The organism is Streptomyces panaciradicis (genome assembly GCF_023516615.1).
In the GTDB taxonomy this organism is placed as follows: domain Bacteria; phylum Actinomycetota; class Actinomycetes; order Streptomycetales; family Streptomycetaceae; genus Streptomyces; species Streptomyces panaciradicis.
Genome location: NZ_JAMGBF010000015.1, coordinates 145,199 through 161,112 on the forward strand (window position 1 = coordinate 145,199; position 15,914 = coordinate 161,112).

The 15,914-nt window shown below is 73.6% G+C and carries 13 protein-coding genes and 1 pseudogene; 8 read left to right on the top strand and 6 right to left on the bottom strand.

Going from position 1 to position 15,914, the window contains the following annotated elements; translation table 11 throughout:
- Positions 1-18 precede the first annotated feature (18 nt).
- Positions 19-2,454 carry a right-handed parallel beta-helix repeat-containing protein gene (locus M8J74_RS06830; protein ID WP_249835546.1) on the top strand — a complete coding sequence of 812 codons (2,436 nt, stop codon included), beginning with the start codon at positions 19-21 and terminating at the stop codon, positions 2,452-2,454.
- Here M8J74_RS06830 and M8J74_RS06835 read toward each other — a convergent pair.
- Positions 2,424-4,766 carry a lipase family protein gene (locus M8J74_RS06835; RefSeq protein ID WP_249835547.1) on the bottom strand — a complete coding sequence of 781 codons (2,343 nt, stop codon included), beginning with the start codon at positions 4,764-4,766 and terminating at the stop codon, positions 2,424-2,426. The two genes, M8J74_RS06830 and M8J74_RS06835, sit on opposite strands and share 31 nt — an antisense overlap.
- A 290-nt stretch (positions 4,767-5,056) precedes the next feature.
- Between M8J74_RS06835 and M8J74_RS06840 the strand changes: the two genes are divergently transcribed.
- Together M8J74_RS06840 and M8J74_RS06845 are read left to right on the top strand one after the other, a co-directional pair.
- Entirely contained in the window at positions 5,057-5,875 is an 819-nt protein-coding gene (locus M8J74_RS06840; protein WP_058927029.1) for a DeoR/GlpR family DNA-binding transcription regulator, read from the top strand.
- A gap of 97 nt (positions 5,876-5,972) precedes the next feature.
- Positions 5,973-6,449, top strand: coding sequence for an SRPBCC family protein (locus M8J74_RS06845; RefSeq protein ID WP_249835548.1), 477 nt, complete (start codon positions 5,973-5,975; stop codon positions 6,447-6,449).
- 502 nt (positions 6,450-6,951) lie between these two features.
- Here M8J74_RS06845 and cds1 read toward each other — a convergent pair.
- The gene (cds1, locus tag M8J74_RS06850; protein ID WP_249835549.1) at positions 6,952-8,073 is read right to left on the bottom strand and encodes an L-cysteine desulfhydrase Cds1; all 1,122 of its coding nucleotides are present in this window, start codon (positions 8,071-8,073) and stop codon (positions 6,952-6,954) included.
- A gap of 330 nt (positions 8,074-8,403) precedes the next feature.
- Here cds1 and M8J74_RS06855 point away from each other — a divergent pair, with 330 nt between their 5' ends.
- Together M8J74_RS06855 and M8J74_RS06860 are read left to right on the top strand one after the other, a co-directional pair.
- Positions 8,404-8,727: a hypothetical protein gene (locus M8J74_RS06855; protein ID WP_058927026.1), complete on the top strand. Its 324-nt coding sequence runs from the start codon at positions 8,404-8,406 to the stop codon at positions 8,725-8,727.
- Between the two features lie 216 nt (positions 8,728-8,943).
- Positions 8,944-9,474, top strand: coding sequence for an ATP-binding protein (locus M8J74_RS06860; protein WP_079078233.1), 531 nt, complete (start codon positions 8,944-8,946; stop codon positions 9,472-9,474).
- A 20-nt stretch (positions 9,475-9,494) separates the two neighbouring features.
- Here the strand turns inward: M8J74_RS06860 and M8J74_RS06865 are convergent, their stop codons facing one another.
- The 3 genes from M8J74_RS06865 to M8J74_RS06875 are packed head-to-tail and all read right to left on the bottom strand — an operon-like array spanning position 9,495 to position 13,086.
- Positions 9,495-12,056, bottom strand: coding sequence for an ABC transporter permease (locus M8J74_RS06865; protein ID WP_249835550.1), 2,562 nt, complete (start codon positions 12,054-12,056; stop codon positions 9,495-9,497).
- Positions 12,053-12,802: an ABC transporter ATP-binding protein gene (locus M8J74_RS06870; protein ID WP_249835551.1), complete on the bottom strand. Its 750-nt coding sequence runs from the start codon at positions 12,800-12,802 to the stop codon at positions 12,053-12,055. Before M8J74_RS06870 ends, M8J74_RS06865 begins: the two co-directional genes overlap by 4 nt.
- On the bottom strand, positions 12,799-13,086 hold the full coding sequence (locus M8J74_RS06875; RefSeq protein WP_058927022.1) for an SHOCT domain-containing protein: 288 nt from the start codon (positions 13,084-13,086) through the stop codon (positions 12,799-12,801). The genes M8J74_RS06870 and M8J74_RS06875 overlap by 4 nt, the downstream gene beginning before the upstream one ends.
- A 162-nt stretch (positions 13,087-13,248) precedes the next feature.
- Here M8J74_RS06875 and M8J74_RS06880 point away from each other — a divergent pair, with 162 nt between their 5' ends.
- From M8J74_RS06880 to M8J74_RS06890, 3 genes and pseudogenes are all read left to right on the top strand, one after another.
- Complete coding sequence (locus M8J74_RS06880; protein ID WP_249835552.1) at positions 13,249-13,839, top strand: TetR/AcrR family transcriptional regulator; 591 nt, start codon at positions 13,249-13,251, stop codon at positions 13,837-13,839.
- Positions 13,840-13,849: 10 nt separating this feature from the next.
- Positions 13,850-14,433: pseudogene (locus tag M8J74_RS06885) on the top strand (DUF4865 family protein).
- Positions 14,430-15,338: a phosphotriesterase family protein gene (locus tag M8J74_RS06890; RefSeq protein ID WP_249835553.1), complete on the top strand. Its 909-nt coding sequence runs from the start codon at positions 14,430-14,432 to the stop codon at positions 15,336-15,338. Before M8J74_RS06885 ends, M8J74_RS06890 begins: the two are co-directional and overlap by 4 nt.
- Positions 15,339-15,369: 31 nt before the next feature.
- Here the strand turns inward: M8J74_RS06890 and M8J74_RS06895 are convergent, their stop codons facing one another.
- Positions 15,370-15,897, bottom strand: a complete 528-nt coding sequence (locus tag M8J74_RS06895) for an SMI1/KNR4 family protein (RefSeq protein ID WP_249835554.1) — start codon at positions 15,895-15,897, stop codon at positions 15,370-15,372.
- Positions 15,898-15,914: the final 17 nt, after the last annotated feature.

The window sequence follows — 15,914 nt, forward strand, 5'->3', positions numbered from 1 at the left end:
TGGGGGCACAGCAACGCCATGGCACAGGGCACGGTCCAGGTGACGCACACCGGAACATCGCGGTGGCGGCGCCGCACGGGTGAGTACGCGTCGCTCGCCGCCGCCCTGGAGGCCGCGGCCGACGGCGACGTCCTCACCGTCGCCCCCGGCACCTACCGGGAGAACCTCGTCGTGGAGCGGGTGGTGACCCTGCGCGGCCCCGAGGGCTCCCCCGGCTCGGTGCGGATCGCGCCCCTGGACGGCGTGCCGCTGACGGTGCGGGCCTCCGCCGTGGTCCAGGACCTGCACGTGGAGGGCCAGGACGCGGCCGCGCCCGCGCTGCTGGTCGAGGAGGGCACCCCGGAACTGCTGGACGTACGGATCGTGACCCGCTCCGCGGCCGGGATCGAGGTCCGCGGCGGCGCACGGCCCACCGTGCGGCGGTGCACCGTCGACAATCCGGCGGGCATCGGCATCGCCGTGCTCGACGGCGGCAGCGGGGTGTTCGAGGAGTGCGAGGTGGTCGCGGCCGGGCAGGCCGGCGTCGCGGTCCGCGGCGGCGCGCACCCGCGTCTGGAGCGCTGCCGCATCCACCACGCCTCGGGCTCGGGACTGACCGCGACGGGCGAGAACTCCGCCCTGGAGGCGGTCGGTTGCGAGGTGTACGAGGTCCGCGGCAGCGGGGTGCAGATCACCGGCCGGGCCACCGCCCACCTCACGGACTGCGACGTCCACCGCACCACGGCCGACGGGGTCACCCTCGACACGGACGCGGTGCTCACGCTCGCGGACTGCCGTATCCACGACATCCCGGAGAACGCGGTCGACCTGCGGTCGCGTTCGGTGCTGACGCTGACGCGCACGACGGTGCGTCAGTTCGGGCGCAACGGCCTGTCGGTGTGGGACCCGGGCACCCGCGTGGACGCCAACCAGTGCGAGATCTTCGACAGCACCGGCGACTACCCGGCGGTGTGGGTCAGCGACGGCGCCACGGCGGTGCTGGAGTCCTGCCGGGTGCACGACGTGCCGGACGCCCTGTTCGTCCTGGACCGCGGTTCGCGCGCGGACGTCGTCGACAGCGACCTGTCGCAGGTGCGCAACACGGCCGTCTCGGTGAGCGACGGGGCCACGGCCCAGCTCGACGACTGCCGGATCCGGGACGCGGCGACCGGCGCCTGGTTCCGCGACCACGGCAGCGGCGGCACCCTCAACAACTGCGCGGTGGACGGCACCCAGACCGGTGTGATCGTCACCAAGGGCGCCGATCCGACCATCGAGCGGTGCACGGTCGACTCCCCCGCCGAGGCCGGCTTCTACGTGTCGGCGGGCGGCCGCGGCAGCTTCCTGAACTGCCGGGTGACCGGCAGCGGCGGCTACGGCTTCCACGTCATCGACGGCTGCCGTACGACGCTGCGCAAGTGCCGTACCGAGCGGTGCGCGCGCGGCGGTTACGAGTTCGCCGACGGCGGCCCGGACGCGGCGGCCGGCACGGGCCCCGACGTCGAGGACTGCACCAGCGACGAGACCGGCGTCCGCCCGCCGGCCGCGCCGGAGACGGCGGTGCAGACGGCGCACCAGTCGTCCGGGCTGCTGGGCGCCATCCCCGGGCAGCGCCTCACCGAGCAGGGAGCCCCGGCCGTCCCCGCGGAACCGGAGCAGCCGGTGCGGGCCTCCAAGGCAGTGCTCGGTGAACTCGACGCGCTGGTCGGCCTGGACAGCGTCAAGCGGGAGGTGCGGGCGCTGACCGACATGATCGAGGTGGGCCGGCGCCGGCAGCAGGCGGGCCTGAAGGCCGCCTCGGTCAAGCGGCACCTCGTCTTCACCGGCTCCCCCGGCACCGGCAAGACCACCGTGGCCCGCCTGTACGGCGAGATCCTCGCCTCCCTCGGGGTGCTGGAGAAGGGCCACCTCGTCGAGGTCTCCCGTGTCGACCTGGTCGGCGAGCACATCGGGTCCACGGCGATCCGCACCCAGGAGGCGTTCGACCGGGCGCGCGGCGGGGTGCTGTTCATCGACGAGGCCTACGCCCTGTCGCCGGAGGACTCGGGGCGGGACTTCGGCAAGGAGGCCATCGACACCCTGGTGAAGCTGATGGAGGACCACCGGGACGCGGTCGTCGTCATCGTGGCGGGCTACACCGCCGAGATGGAACGGTTCCTTTCGGTCAACCCCGGTGTGGCGTCCCGTTTCTCACGGACCATCACCTTCAGCGACTACACCCCCGAGGAGCTGCTGCGGATCGTCGGGCAGCAGGCCGACGAGCACGAGTACCGGCTGGCGGAGGGCACGGGGGAAGCGCTGCTGAAGTACTTCACGGCGATCCCGAAGGGCCCGGCGTTCGGCAACGGCCGCACCGCGCGGCAGACCTTCGAGGCGATGGTCGAGCGGCACGCGAGCCGGGTCGCCCAGGTCGACGAGCCCAGCACGGACGACCTGACGCTCCTCTACGCCGAGGACCTGCCCGACTCCCCCTGAGGACGCGGGGCCGGCACCTCCGGGCGCAGCCGGGCCAGCAGCCGTTCCCGCTCCTCGGCGAAGACGGGGTCGGCCTGGTAGTCGCTGTGCCCGAGGATCGGCGCGGGCAGCGGGTGGCGGGCGGTGCGGCCGTAGGCGAGGGGGTCCTTCAGCGGGGCGTGGTCGACCTCGGGGCCGCAGTCGCCGGGCAGCCGGACGGGGCCGCCGATCGGGTCGGTCAGCCGGTAGAGGTTGCGCCAGCAGTCGACCTCGTGGTGCAGGGAGCTGAGTGCGGCCGGGCCGAAGTGGGCGGGGAACCAGCGGCCGTAGAGGCGCTCCAGGGGTGAGCCGTAGGTCAGCAGGGCGACCCGCTTGCGGTCGGACGGGTTCAGCTGCCAGGCGGCCGCCGCGGCGAGCACACTGCCCTGGGAGTGGCCGGAGATGACCAGCCGGCCTCCGGTGGAGCGGGTCCAGGTGGCCATGCGCCAGGTGAGGTCGGGCACCGCCCGCTCGGCGTAACAGGGCGGGGCGAAGGGGTGGGCGGCCCGCGGCCAGAACGTGCCGACGTCCCACAGGATGCCGATGGTGCGCCGCGCGGAGGCGTCCTTGTAGGCGCGCCGCCCCCAGGTGACGAAGAGGACGAAGCCGACGCCGATCAGCCAGGAGCCCAGTGCCTGGGCGGTCTGCGCGGTGCCGTGCACGAAGGCCTGGCCGTCGCGGGCGGCGGGGCCGGGCGCCTCGTCGGTGAAGGCGGCCCCCGCCAACGCGGCGGCGCCCAGCGCCAGGGTGGTGGCGGCGGTCACGGCGGCGATGAGGGGGCCCCGGTCGGTCAGGGTGGCCATCGCGCGCGTGGTGGCGATGGCCCGGGTGCGCGCGGCGTCCCGGCGCTCGTCCGGGTAGTCCGCCTCCACCTCGGCCAGCTCGCCGCGGCGCAGCCGCCAGGTGCCGCGTCCCAGCCAGGCGCACAGCGCCAGCAGGACGAGGAGCAGGACGGGGATGACGGAGGACTGCCAGGTCAGCAGGACGGGCGGTCCGGCGAGGGAGGCCCTGGTGCCGTCCAGCCAGTCCGAGACGCGCTGGGAGACGCCGCCCGACATCACCCCGCCCAGCGCGCAGGCCAGCATCGCGACGGCCGGTCCGGCCAGGCCCCGCATCGCCGCCCGGGGGTCGGGGTGGGTGCGGTGCAGCACCCGGGCGACGACGGCGAGGGCGACGACCAGGCCGCCCTGGGCGAGCGCGATGGATCCGAACGCGGTGCCGCCGCCCGGCAGCCGGCCCGCGGAAACCCAGCCCGGCCGCTCCCAGCCGGCGTACACGGCGGCGAGCAGCAGCAGGCCCAGCGCGGTCAGCGGCAGGCGTCGTACGAGATGCCGGTCGAGCCGCCGGTCCAGGCGGTTCTCGGTGCGACCGCGGCGGCAGACCACCCACAGGGTCACGACGGCGGTGGCGGCGAGCCCGGCGTACAGGAGCCGTCCCAGCAGGTCGAGGAGGGCCGGGCCGCCCGGTTCGCGGTCGAAGCGGGCTGCCGAGGAGGCCAGCGCCGCGGCGACCGTCAGCAGGCCGGCCGCGGTGTGGGCGGCGCGCAGCCGGGCGACGAGGCGGCGGCCGTACCAGAAGCCGGGGCGGCCCAGCGAGGTGCGGGTGCTGTCCTCCTCGGGCGCCTCGTGGTGGGAGACCGGCTGTACGGATTCGTACGCGCTCCAGGTGCGGCGCGAGAGGTACCACAGCAGGCCGGTGAGCGCCGCGGGGACCACGGCGGCGAGGGCGAGACGGCGGCCCGGGCGGCTCCACCAGCCGTCGTGGGAGACCTCCGGCGAGAGGAAGCCGAGCCAGGAGTGGCGCCCGGCGCACGCGCGGGTGCCGGCGCACTGCCAGGCCGCGAGGTCCAGGGCGACCTCGCAGGCGGCGGCGACCAGCAGCACGGTCAGGGTCAGGCCGGCGAGTCGCACGAGCAGCCCGTAGAAGCGGACCGTGCGGGCGCGTCCGAGGGCGGTGGGGCGCATCCAGTGGGCGAGGTTGACGACCATGAACGGCAGCAGCAGGAGCCACAGGGCCCGGGCGCTGTTGCCGGAGGTGAGGTTGCACCAGACGTAGGCCTCCGGGACCGGGCGGCCGCGGTAGTCCTCGGGGCGGCTCTCGGCGTCGGCGTCCTCGGCGCGGCGGAAGACGGCGGCCGTGTCGTCGCCGGTGACCCGCACCGTGCGCGGATCGCCGAGCATGTCCTGCGGAGTGGTGCCTCCCACCCCGTGGACCAGCAGTTCCAGGGCGATTCCGGATTTCCCGGCCGCGGGGCCGGCGCCTTGCGTCGAGGCGGTCTCCTGCGCGCGTTCCACTGTTCGCACTTCCCCCGTGACGAGCCGTCGGCTAGTGCCCGTGCGGCCTGAAGGTTCTCCGGTGCCACGGCGCCCTACACCTCTTCTCACCGAATCTCCCCTGTACGTGTGACAAGCGGCGGGCGGATGATGCCTGGCCGGCATGCACGCGTCGTGACAGTCGGTGGGGCCACCGGGACCGAGGCGTGCGAGGATGGGACGTCCGCGCACCGGGGCCGGGAAGAATGTCCTTGTCGGAGAGGGTGTGCCGGGCGTGTCGGACTGCATGTGGCGAAAGGACCGGAGCGTACGTGAGTGAGAATCAGAACCTCCTCGCGGAGCAGCGGCGCGCCCTGATCCTGGACGAGGTGCGGCGCCGGGGCGGGGTCCGTGTGAACGAGCTGACGCGCAAGCTCGGCGTGTCGGACATGACCGTGCGCCGCGATCTGGACGCGCTGGCCCGGCAGGGCGTGCTGGAGAAGGTGCACGGCGGCGCGGTGCCGGTGGTCGAGGCGAGCACGCACGAGCCGGGTTTCGAGGCCAAGTCGGGTCTGGAGCTGACGGCCAAGGAGGACATCGCGCGCTCGGCGGCCGAGCTGGTCGCCCCGGGCAGCGCGATCGCGCTGTCGGGCGGGACGACGACGTTCGCGCTGGCCCACCAGCTGGTCGACGTGCCCGATCTGACCGTGGTGACCAACTCGGTGCGGGTCGCCGACGTCTTCCACGCCGCGCAGCGCAGCTCCGGCCCCCGGCAGGGTGCGGCCACGGTGGTGCTGACCGGCGGGGTGCGCACCCCGTCCGACTCGCTGGTGGGGCCGGTCGCCGACCAGGCGATCGCGGCGCTCCACTTCGACGTGCTCTTCCTCGGCGTGCACGGCATATCGGTCGAGGCCGGCCTGTCGACGCCGAACCTCGCGGAGGCCGAGACCAACCGCCGTCTGGTGCAGTCCGCACGACGGGTCGTGGTGGTCGCCGACCACACCAAGTGGGGTGTGGTGGGCCTGAGTTCGTTCGCGGCGCTGGAGCAGGTCGACACGCTGGTGACCGATGCGGGGCTGCCGGGCGAGGCCCGCGAGGAGATCGCCGATCATCTGCGGCGGCTGGTGGTGGCGGGCGAGCCGGAGGACTGACGGCGGTGAGGTGGTGCTGACATCTGACGGGGCGCCAGTTATCGTGACGTCGCCCGCCCCGGTCAACCACCCTTAACCGTCACGGGGGTTCGCGTCCATGGCCAACCGTCTGCGCCCTGTCGGGCTCGACTTCATCGCGACCGCCCCGGTGCGGCTGGTCTTCGCACAGGAGATCTCCGCGGCGCCCGAGGCGGTCTTCCGCGCCCTCAACGACGACGTGCCGGGCTGGGCGGAGTGGTTCGCGGCCGTGTCGCACGCCCGGTCCATCGACGACGGCGCCGGGCGCGACATCCGGCTCAAGGGCGGCGGACGCTTCCGGGAGACGGTCATCGCGGCCAAGGAGGCGGAGCTGTACGCCTACCGGGTCGACGTGACCAACGCGCCGGGCGCCCGAGCCCTCGCCGAGGAGTGGCGGCTGACGCCGGCCGGGACCGGCACGCACGTGCGGTGGACCTTCGGCGCGGACGGCACGGCGCCGTTCCGGTGGGTGCTCAAGGCGGCCCGCCCCGGACTCGGCCGGGCCTTCCGGGACGCGGTGACCAGCCTGGACCGACGGCTGGCCGAAGAGCGCTAGCCGCCCGGCGGCGGGTGCCCGGGGCCGCGGTGCGGTGTCCGTCCTACGGCGACGCCAGCCGTCCGGCGCCGGGTTCACGGGGCTGCGGTGCGGTGTCCGTCCTACGGCGACGCCAGGCGTCCCGCGCCGGGCGCCCCGCCTCTGCGATGCGGTATCCGTGCCACAGCGGCGGCAGGCGTCCGGCGCCGGGTTCACGGGGCTGCGGTGCGGTGTCCGTCCTACGGCGACGCCAGCCGTCCGGCGCCGGGTTCACGGGGCTGCGGTGCGGTGTCCGTCTTACGGCGACGCCAGGCGTCCCGCGCCGGGCGCCCCGCCTCTGCGATGCGGTGTCCGTTCCACGGCGACGGCAGCCGTCCCGCGCCGGGCGCCCCGCCTCTGCGATGCGGTGTCCGTTCCACGGCGACGGCAGCCGTCCCGCGCCGGGCGCCCCGCCTCTGCGGTGCGCCGGTCAGCGACGCCCGGCGTCGGCGGCGCGGTCTGCGTTCTTCGTCGACGGCAGGCGTCAGCGCCAGACGCCCGTCGCCAGCAGGGAGTCGATCGCCGCCGTGTACGGAGCGATGTCCAGGCCCTGCTCGGCGAGCCACGCGTCCGAGTAGTACTTGTCGAGGTAGCGGTCGCCCGGGTCGCACAGCAGGGTCACCACGCTCCCCCGCCGTCCCGCGGCCACCATCTCCGCGACGATCTTCAGCGCGCTCCACAGCCCGGTGCCCGTCGAACCGCCCGCCTTGCGGCCGATGGCGCGCTCCAGGGCCCGCACCGCGGCCACGCTCGCGGCGTCCGGGACCTTCATCATCCGGTCGATCGCGCCGGGGACGAAGCTCGGTTCCATCCGGGGCCGGCCGATGCCCTCGATGCGGGAGCCGCAGTCGCAGGTGACGTCCGGGTCGCCGGTCGTCCAGCCGTCGAAGAAGCAGGAGTTCTCCGGGTCGGCGACACAGATGCGGGTGTCGTACTGCATGTAGTGGACGTAGCGGGCGAGGGTCGCCGAGGTGCCGCCGGTGCCGGCCGTCGCGACGATCCACGCGGGCTCCGGGAACCGCTCCAACTCCAGCTGGCGGAAGATGGATTCGGCGATGTTGTTGTTGCCGCGCCAGTCGGTGGCCCGCTCGGCGTAGGTGAACTGGTCCATGTAGTGGCCGCCCGTCTCGGCAGCCAGACGGGCCGACTCCTCGTACATCTTCCGCGAGTCGTCCACGAAGTGGCACTGCCCGCCGTGGAACTCGATCAGTCGGCACTTCTCGGCGCTCGTCGTGCGCGGCATGACGGCGATGAAGGGCACGCCGATCAGCTTCGCGAAGTACGCCTCCGAGACGGCCGTCGACCCGCTGGACGCCTCGATCACCGGGCGGCCCGGCCGGATCCAGCCGTTGCACAGGCCGTAGAGGAAGAGCGAGCGGGCGAGCCGGTGCTTGAGGCTGCCGGTCGGGTGGGTCGACTCGTCCTTCAGGTACAGGTCGATGCCCCACCTCTCGGGCAGCGGGAAGCGCAGAAGGTGGGTGTCGGCCGAGCGGTTGGCGTCGGCCTGGACCTTTCGCACGGCTTCTTTCAGCCAGTCGCGGTAGGCGGCGTCACTGTGGTCGACGTCGAGGGTCTCACCGGTCGGGGCTTGCTGAGTGGTGCTCACCACGGGGCTCCTTAAGACGTCGCGCCGACGGCGTGTCGCTCTGCCGACACACCGATCATAGACACCTTCCGCACCCGTCTCACCTGCATAAACACCACTTTGAGCAGCCCAAAGGACAAGCTGGGGGCGCGCGGGGGGCCGGGGTGGGGGCGCATTCGCGCGAGTGCTCCGAGTGCCTCGCGCCAGCGCGCCATGCGCACTGGTGCTCGACGTCGGGTGCGGGCAGACTGCAGCGAACGGGGCGGCACACTGGATCACGAAAGGCGCTGGACCCGGGCCCGCACAGGAGCCACGGACCGGCGCACCCACGCGTACGAGGGGGCATACGGCATGGCGGAGCCGGAGTTCACGGCTACGGGCGTGCGGATCGAGAAGCGGCTGCGTTCGCTCACCCGGGCCGGGCAGGTCCGGATCAGGGACGGCAGAGTGCAGTTGCTGACCAGCTACGGCAGCGAGATCGACAGCGCGCCGGTCCAGGCGGTGCGCGCCTCCAAGCCGTGGTTCGCGGCCGACGACCGGGCGCTCGCCGACCTCAACGGCAAGCGCTACACGCTCACACTCGGCGACCACGACCCCGCACCGGGCGAAGGAGGGCCGCCGGCGGCACGGCGGTTCATCGAAGCCGTACGGAGGGCCGCGGGCCGCGGGGGCTGACCGGCCCGGCCCGATGACGCACAGCCCGTGCGGGGTGACCGCGAGTTGCACTCCCGCGCCCCTTGCGTCACGCTGGTCTCACGTCACTCTGGGTTTACCGGCGATAACGCTGCGAACCAGCCCGCCGGGCACGACAGCAGCCGACCATCTCCGTCCGGGCCGCTGCTGCATCCGAACTCCGTGTTCTTCCGGACCTCACGTCGGGGAGTCGCAGCCGTGATCAGTCACCCAAGCAGGCACTGCACGGTGGAGCTCCAAGCCCTGCCGTCGCGGATCGGCCAGGTCCGCAGAATCCTTTCAGCGCAGTTGCGCTACTGGCATCTCGATCCCCTCATAGACCGGGCCGCGCTCGCCGTGACCGAACTGCTGACCAACGTCCACCGGCATGCCCAGCCGGACAAGCAGTGCACCGTCAAGATCGAGCTTCTGCTGGACCGGCTCACGGTCTCGGTGCGCGACCACGACCCGCGCCTGCCCGAAGTGCAGGACGTGGAACCCTCCGCCACCAGCGGGCGCGGGCTCGCCATGGTGGCCGCCGTCAGCGAGAGCTGGGGGGTACGGCCCGAGGGCGAGTCGGGCAAGGTCGTCTGGTTCACGCTGCCCGCCTCCGCCGTGACGGTGACGGCACCCAGCCGCCGCCCACGGCGTACGGCCGAGAAACCCGTACGGCGCTTCGTCGAGGCCGAGCACGCGGTGGACGGCCACAGGGCCGGGCACGCTCCCGCCCGGTCGGCCGTTGTCGGTTGACCGGGCGGTGACGGGGGCGGCTACTGCGTCGCTATCGCGCGCAGTACGTCCAGGCGAGCCGCTCTGCGGGCGGGGCGCAGGCCCGCCAGAGCGCCGGCCGTCAGGCCCACCAGGGCCACGATCAGCAGGCGGGTCGGGGGGAGGGCGAAGGCGAAGCCGCTGTCGCTCGCCCCGTCCGAGGCCTTGACCAGGACCCAGCCCAGGAAGGCGCCCAGGCCCAGGCCGCCCGCCGTGCCGAAGGCCGCCACGAGGACCGACTCCCAGCGGACCATGGCCCGCAGCTGTGAGCGGGTCTGGCCGACGGCGCGCAACAGGCCCAGTTCGCGGGTGCGTTCGTGGATCGCCAGCGTGAGGGTGTTGGCGATGCCGAGCAGCGCGATGAGCACCGCGAGGGCCAGGAGCGCGTAGACAAGGGTGAGCATCATGTCGATGCCTCCGGCCGAGGACTGCGCGTACTCCTCCCGCGTCTGGACGGCGGGGTCGCCGTAGCGGGCGGCGACCTTCTCGACCGCGGCCTTGCCCGCCTTCGTGCTCACGCCCGGACCGAAGGTGACGGCGACGAGTGTGTCGGAGTCCTGGGTGCGGTGCGGGGCCCAGGCGGCGCGGGTGATGACGTAGTCCCCGGCGAGCTCGGAGCGGCCGTAGACCGCGCGGACCGTGAAGGTCTTCCGCCGGCCGTCGGTGAAGGTGAGCCGGGTCGTGTCCCCGGGGGTGAGGTGCCGTCGGGTGGCCTCGGTGCGGGTGATCGCGATGCCGTCGGTGCCCAGGCCGGCGAGGGAACCGTCGATCCGGCCGAGGTCGAAGGTGCGTTCCAGGGCGAGGGGGTCGGTGACGGTCAGGGCGCGTCCCTCGCCGTCGACCTTCGCGACGCCGCGGCCGAGGCCCACCGCCGTGTCGACCTGGGGCAGTTGCTGGATCGCGCTGGCCAGGCGAGGACTCAGACCGCTGCCGCCCGCGCCGAAGGACGGGGTGCTGACCGCCACGTCGCCCGCGAAGGAGCGGGAGACGGTCTGGTCCATGGTCGCCTTGAGGGAAGCGGCGAAGACCGTGAACAGGGAGACGACCGCCACGCCGATCATCAGGGCGCCCGCGGTGGCGGCCGTTCGCTTGGGACTGCGCAGGGCGTTGCGGCGGGCGAGGGAGCCGGTGACGCCGCGCAGCCTGTCCACGGGGGCGCCGAGGAGCCGTACGACCTTCGTGGCGGCGACCGGGCCCAGGACGATGAAGGCGGCCAGGGCGAGGACGGCGCCGAGTCCCGCCAGCGGCAGGGAGGGTGAGGCCAGGACGCCGTAGAGGGTCGCGGCCGTGGCGAGGGCCGCCATGGCCGTGCCGGTGAGGGCTCGGGTGCGGGAGGCGCCGGAGGCGTCGACGGCCGTCTCGCGCAGGGCCGCCAACGGGGCGATGCGGCCCGCCCGGAGAGCCGGCAGGAGGGCGGAGGCCAGACAGACGGTGATGCCGACGGCGAGCGGGACCGCCAGGGACGGGGTCTTGATGACCAAGTCGCCGTCGGGGAAGGGGAATCCGATCGCCGGGAAGAGGGCCTGCAGGCCGGCCGCCATGCCGATGCCGCCCGCGAGGCCGGCGGCGGACGCGGTCACGGCGACCGCCGTGGCCTCGATGAGGGTGGTGGCGGTGATCTGGCGGCGGGAGGCGCCCAGGGCCCGCAACAGGGCGTTCTCGCGGGTGCGTTGGGCCACGACGATCGCGAAGGTGTTGTGGATGGAGAAGGTCGCCACGAGGAGGGCGATGCCGGAGAAGACCAGGAGGAAGGTGGTGAAGAGGGTCAGGAACTGGCTGGAGACCATGTCCGTGTTCTCCTGGGCCGACTCCTGGCCGGTGATCGCCTCCACTCCCTTGGGGAGTACGGACGTCAGGCGGGCGACCAGGTCGCGCTGACCGGTGCCCGGGGTCGCCCGGACCTTGATGCTCGCCGCCTCGCCGGGGCGGGCGGTGAGGTACTTCTCGGCGTCCGCGCGCGTCATGCCGGTGAAGGTCACCTGGGCCATGCCGTCCTGGCCCGCGAACGTCGCGAGGCCCACGACGGTCACCCGGACCGGGTCGGGGGTGCGCAGAGTGGTCGTGTCGCCGATCTTCAGGTGGCCCTTGGCGGCGGTGCCCCGGTTGATCACCACTTCGCCGGAGCTCCGCGGTGCCCGGCCCTCGGCGAGGCGGTAGGGGTTGAGTTCGGGGTCGGCGATCCAGTTGCCGGCGAGGGTGGGCGGTCCTTTCCCGCCGATCGCCTTGCCGTTCTTGCCGACGAGTTGGCCGGCGCCCTCGATGTCGGGTTCGGCGGCCGCGACGCCCGGCACCTTCTCGATCGTGTCCGCGAGCGTCGCGGGAACCGGTTGCCGGGTGCCCTGGCTCTCGCCGGGGGTGGTGATGGCGTCGGCGCTGCGGACGACGGCGTCCGTGCCGGCGGCCGCGCGTCCGAACATGGTGTCGAAGCCGGCGCGCAGCGTGTCACCCATGACGAGGGTGCCGGCCAGGAACGCGACGCCGAGGAAGACGGCCAGAAAGGTGCCGGCGAAGCGGCGTTTGTGGGCGCGCAGGGAGGACGCGCTCAGGCGTACGGCGGCGTTCACGCGGGCACCTCGAACGCTTTCATCCGGTCCAGGACCCGGTCGGCGGTCGGGGCTTCCATGCGGTCGACGAGACGGCCGTCGGCGAGGAAGACGACCTCGTCGGCGTGGGCCGCGGCCACGGGGTCGTGCGTGACCATGACGACCGTGCGGGAGGTCTGGCGCACGGCCCGGCCCAGCAGGCCCAGGACCTCCCCGCCGGCGCGCGAGTCGAGGTTGCCGGTGGGTTCGTCGGCGAAGACGACGTCCGGCCGTCCGGCGAACGCCCTTGCCACGGCGACGCGTTGCTGCTGGCCGCCGGAGAGTTCGGAGGGGCGGTGGTGGAGGCGGTCGCGCAGGCCGACGACGTCGATCAGGGCGTCGAGCCACTCCTGGTCGCGTCCGCCGCCCGCGAGGTCGAGGGGCAGCGTGATGTTCTCGGCCACGGTGAGCGTCGGGATCAGGTTGAAGGCCTGGAAGACGAAGCCGACGCGGTCGCGGCGCAGCAGGGTGAGGCGGCGGTCGTCCAGCGCGCCGAGCTCTGTGCCGCCGATGTGGGCGGTGCCGGAGGTGAGGGTGTCCAGGCCGGCGGCGCAGTGCATCAGGGTGGACTTGCCGGAGCCCGAGGGCCCCATGATCGCGGTGAACCGGCCGGCCGGGAAGTCGACGCTCACCCCGTCCAGGGCCCTGACCTCGGTGTCGCCGCGGCCGTACACCTTCACGGCGTCGACGACCCGGGCGGCCGCGCGCACGGTGGTGGCGGTCGTCATGCCGCACCGCCCTTGGTGCGGCCGAACTGCTCGTCCAGGACGGACAGCCGGCGCCAGTACTCGTCCTCGTCGATCTCGCCGGAGGCGAAGCGGCGGCCGAGCACCGCGAGGGGTGAGTCGCCGGAGGGCCGCGGGTCGTCCATCGGACGCCAGGGGCCGCGGCGGCCGCGCCATACGGTGCGGCGCAGGAAGCCGGCGACGCCGATCACGACGGCCGCCCAGATCAGCGGGAAGAACAGGATCCAGGGGCCGGGGCCGCCGTGCCAGTCTGCGAGGGTCTGCATCTCGGTCATCTCCTGAGGGGTCGCCGTCGGTGATGTCTCGAGATTCGCGCCGGAAGGGGGTCCGGGTCGTCGTACGGCCAGCGGCAGTGCGGATACCTCCCGGGGAGTACCGGCGGGCCCCCGGGCTGCTCCCCTCACCTCTGGAATTCTGTAACTACTAGTATGTACAGTGCGTGGGTGAGCACTTCGGAGAGCACCGCGGACCGACTCGTCGACGCCACCCGTGAGCTGCTGTGGGAGCGCGGGTACGTGGGGACGAGCCCCAAGGCGATCCTGGCGCGGGCGGGCGCCGGACAGGGCAGCATGTACCACCACTTCAAGGGGAAACCCGACCTCGCGCTGGCGGCGATCCGGCGGACGGCCGCGGAACTGCGGACCACCGCCGAGGCGCTGCTGAGTGGGCCGGGGACACCGTACGAACGCATCGAGGCGTATCTGCTGCGCGAGCGCGACGTGTTGCGGGGCTGCCCGGTGGGGCGGCTGACGATGGACCCGGACGTCGTCGCCAGTGCCGCGCTGCGCGCTCCGGTCGACGAGACGCTGGACGCGATCCGTGAGCTGATCGCGGGGATCGTGGAGGAGGGCAAGGAACTCGGCCAGTTCGCGCCCTCGCTGGACGGCGAGGAGATCGCCGCGGCCGTCCTCGCGACCGTCCAGGGCGGCTATGTGCTCGCCCGCGCCTCCGGATCTGCGGCCGACTTCGACGCCGGTGTCCGGGGCCTGCTCTCCCTGCTCGCCCCGCGCCCCGCCTGAGGAGGCATCGATGCACGCCATGCAGTACGAGCTGCCCCTCCCCGCCGATTACGACACCGGCATCGTGCGCGCCCGGGTCGACCGCAAGGGACACCTGCTGGACGACTGGGAGGGGCTCGGGTACAAGGCCTACCTGCTGCGCGAGCGCGGGGTGGACGGCTCGCCGGTCAACCAGTACGCGCCGTTCTACCTGTGGAACACCATGGAGGGCATGAACTCCTTCCTCTGGGGGGGGCCTTCCAGGGGCTGAGCGACGACTTCGGGCGGCCGTCGGTGCGGCAGTGGTCGGGGCTCGCGTACGCGCAGGGCACGGCCGGCGCGGGTGCGGCGTGCAGGGCGGTGCGTCGGCGGCGGCGCCTGCCGGACGGCGTCGTCCTGGCCGACGTCATGGCGGAGGCGGTGGACGAGGTCGGGCGGCTGGCAGGCGAGGACGGGGCCGTGCTCGCGGCGGCCGCGGTGGACACCAGCCGCTGGGAACTGCTGCACTTCTCGCTCTGGGAGCACCCGGCGCCGACGGCGCGAGGGGACGTGTTCCAGGTGCTGCACCTGTCCGCGCCGGGGCGGGACGCGCTGCCGGAGGGCCGGCAGTGGTGACTTCGGTCCGTACGGTGCTGGGGGACGTGCGTCCCGAGGAGCTGGGCGTGTGCGACGCGCACGACCATCTCTTCCTGCGCAGTCCCTTGTTGCCCGGCCAGGAACTCAACGACGGCGCCGCCGCCCGGGCCGAGTTGGCCGCGTTCCGGGCGGTGGGCGGCGGCACGGTGGTGCAGTGGACGCCGTACGGCATGGGGCGGCGGGCCGCCGATCTGCCCGAGCTGTCCCGGTCCTCGGGAGTACATGTGGTGTGCGCGACCGGTCTGCACCAAGCGGCGCACTACAGCGCGCAGTTGCTGGAGGAGCTGCGCGGCCGGCTCGCCGAGGTGTTCGTCGCGGAGCTCACGCAGGGCATCGGCACCTCCGGGGTGCGGGCCGGGCTGATCAAGGTCGCGGGCGGCTTCCACACGCTGGACGCGCACGCCCGCTGGACGATGACCGCGGCCGCCGAGGCCCATCACGCGACCGGGGCGCCGATCGCCGTGCACCTGGAGATGGGGACCGGAGCGCTGGATGTCCTCGACCTGCTGTGCGGCAGCCTCGGCGTGGAGCCGCACCGGGTGATCCTCGGGCACCTGAACCGCTCCCCCGACCCGGTCGTCCACCGGCAGGCCGCCGAGGCCGGCGTGTACCTCGCCTTCGACGGCCCGTCGCGGGCGCACCACGCCACCGACTGGCGGATGCCGGAGGCCGTGCGGGCCCTGGCCGAGGCCGGTTTCGGGCATCGGCTGCTGCTCGGCGGGGACACCGTGGTCGCCGGGGCCCGGTCGGTCGACGGCGGCCCCGGAATGCCGTATCTCCTGCGCCGTGTCCGGCCCCGACTGGTGCTGGAGCTGGGCGAGGAGCTGACGGATCACATCCTGACGGAGAATCCCGGCCGGGCGTTCGCTGTGGAGTGGCGGTGAGGCCAGTCGGAGGGCGCGGGCCGACGGCAGTTCAGCGGCAGAGGGCGTCGATGTCGTCGCAGAAGGACGGGAACTCGGTCCGGGCCTCGTCGACGATCTCCCCGGCGGGGCGGCGGGGCGTGGTGGCGTGGCGCTCGGCGAGCGCGGTCAGGGCCGGGTTCGGCCGGCCCTCGCGCTGTCCGAACTCCACGACCTCCAAGGGCCCGAGGCCGTCGGCCAGGACCCACAGGAAGTCGGAGAGGTTCGCCGCGACCACACCCATTTCCCCCTCGGAGCCGAAGAACACCACGGGCTGCTCGGCGAGCGGCCGGCCGGGGCGTACACACCACAGGGCGGCGAGACCGCCGGTGCCGTCCTGGCCGAAGACCCGGTAGGCGTCGCCGTCGAGTTCGTGGTTGCCGGTCCAGTGGCGCAGCCAGTCGGTGGTCTCCTCGGCGGAGTCGAAGGCGCCGTACGGCTCGAAGTCGACGCCCTCGCCGTCGTCGTAGTCGAACTCCGCCTGGGCCACGTCGGCCAGCGCCGGCGGGAAGCGGCGGGAGTCGTCCGTTGTCTCGATCATGCCCGCAGGCTAGCGAC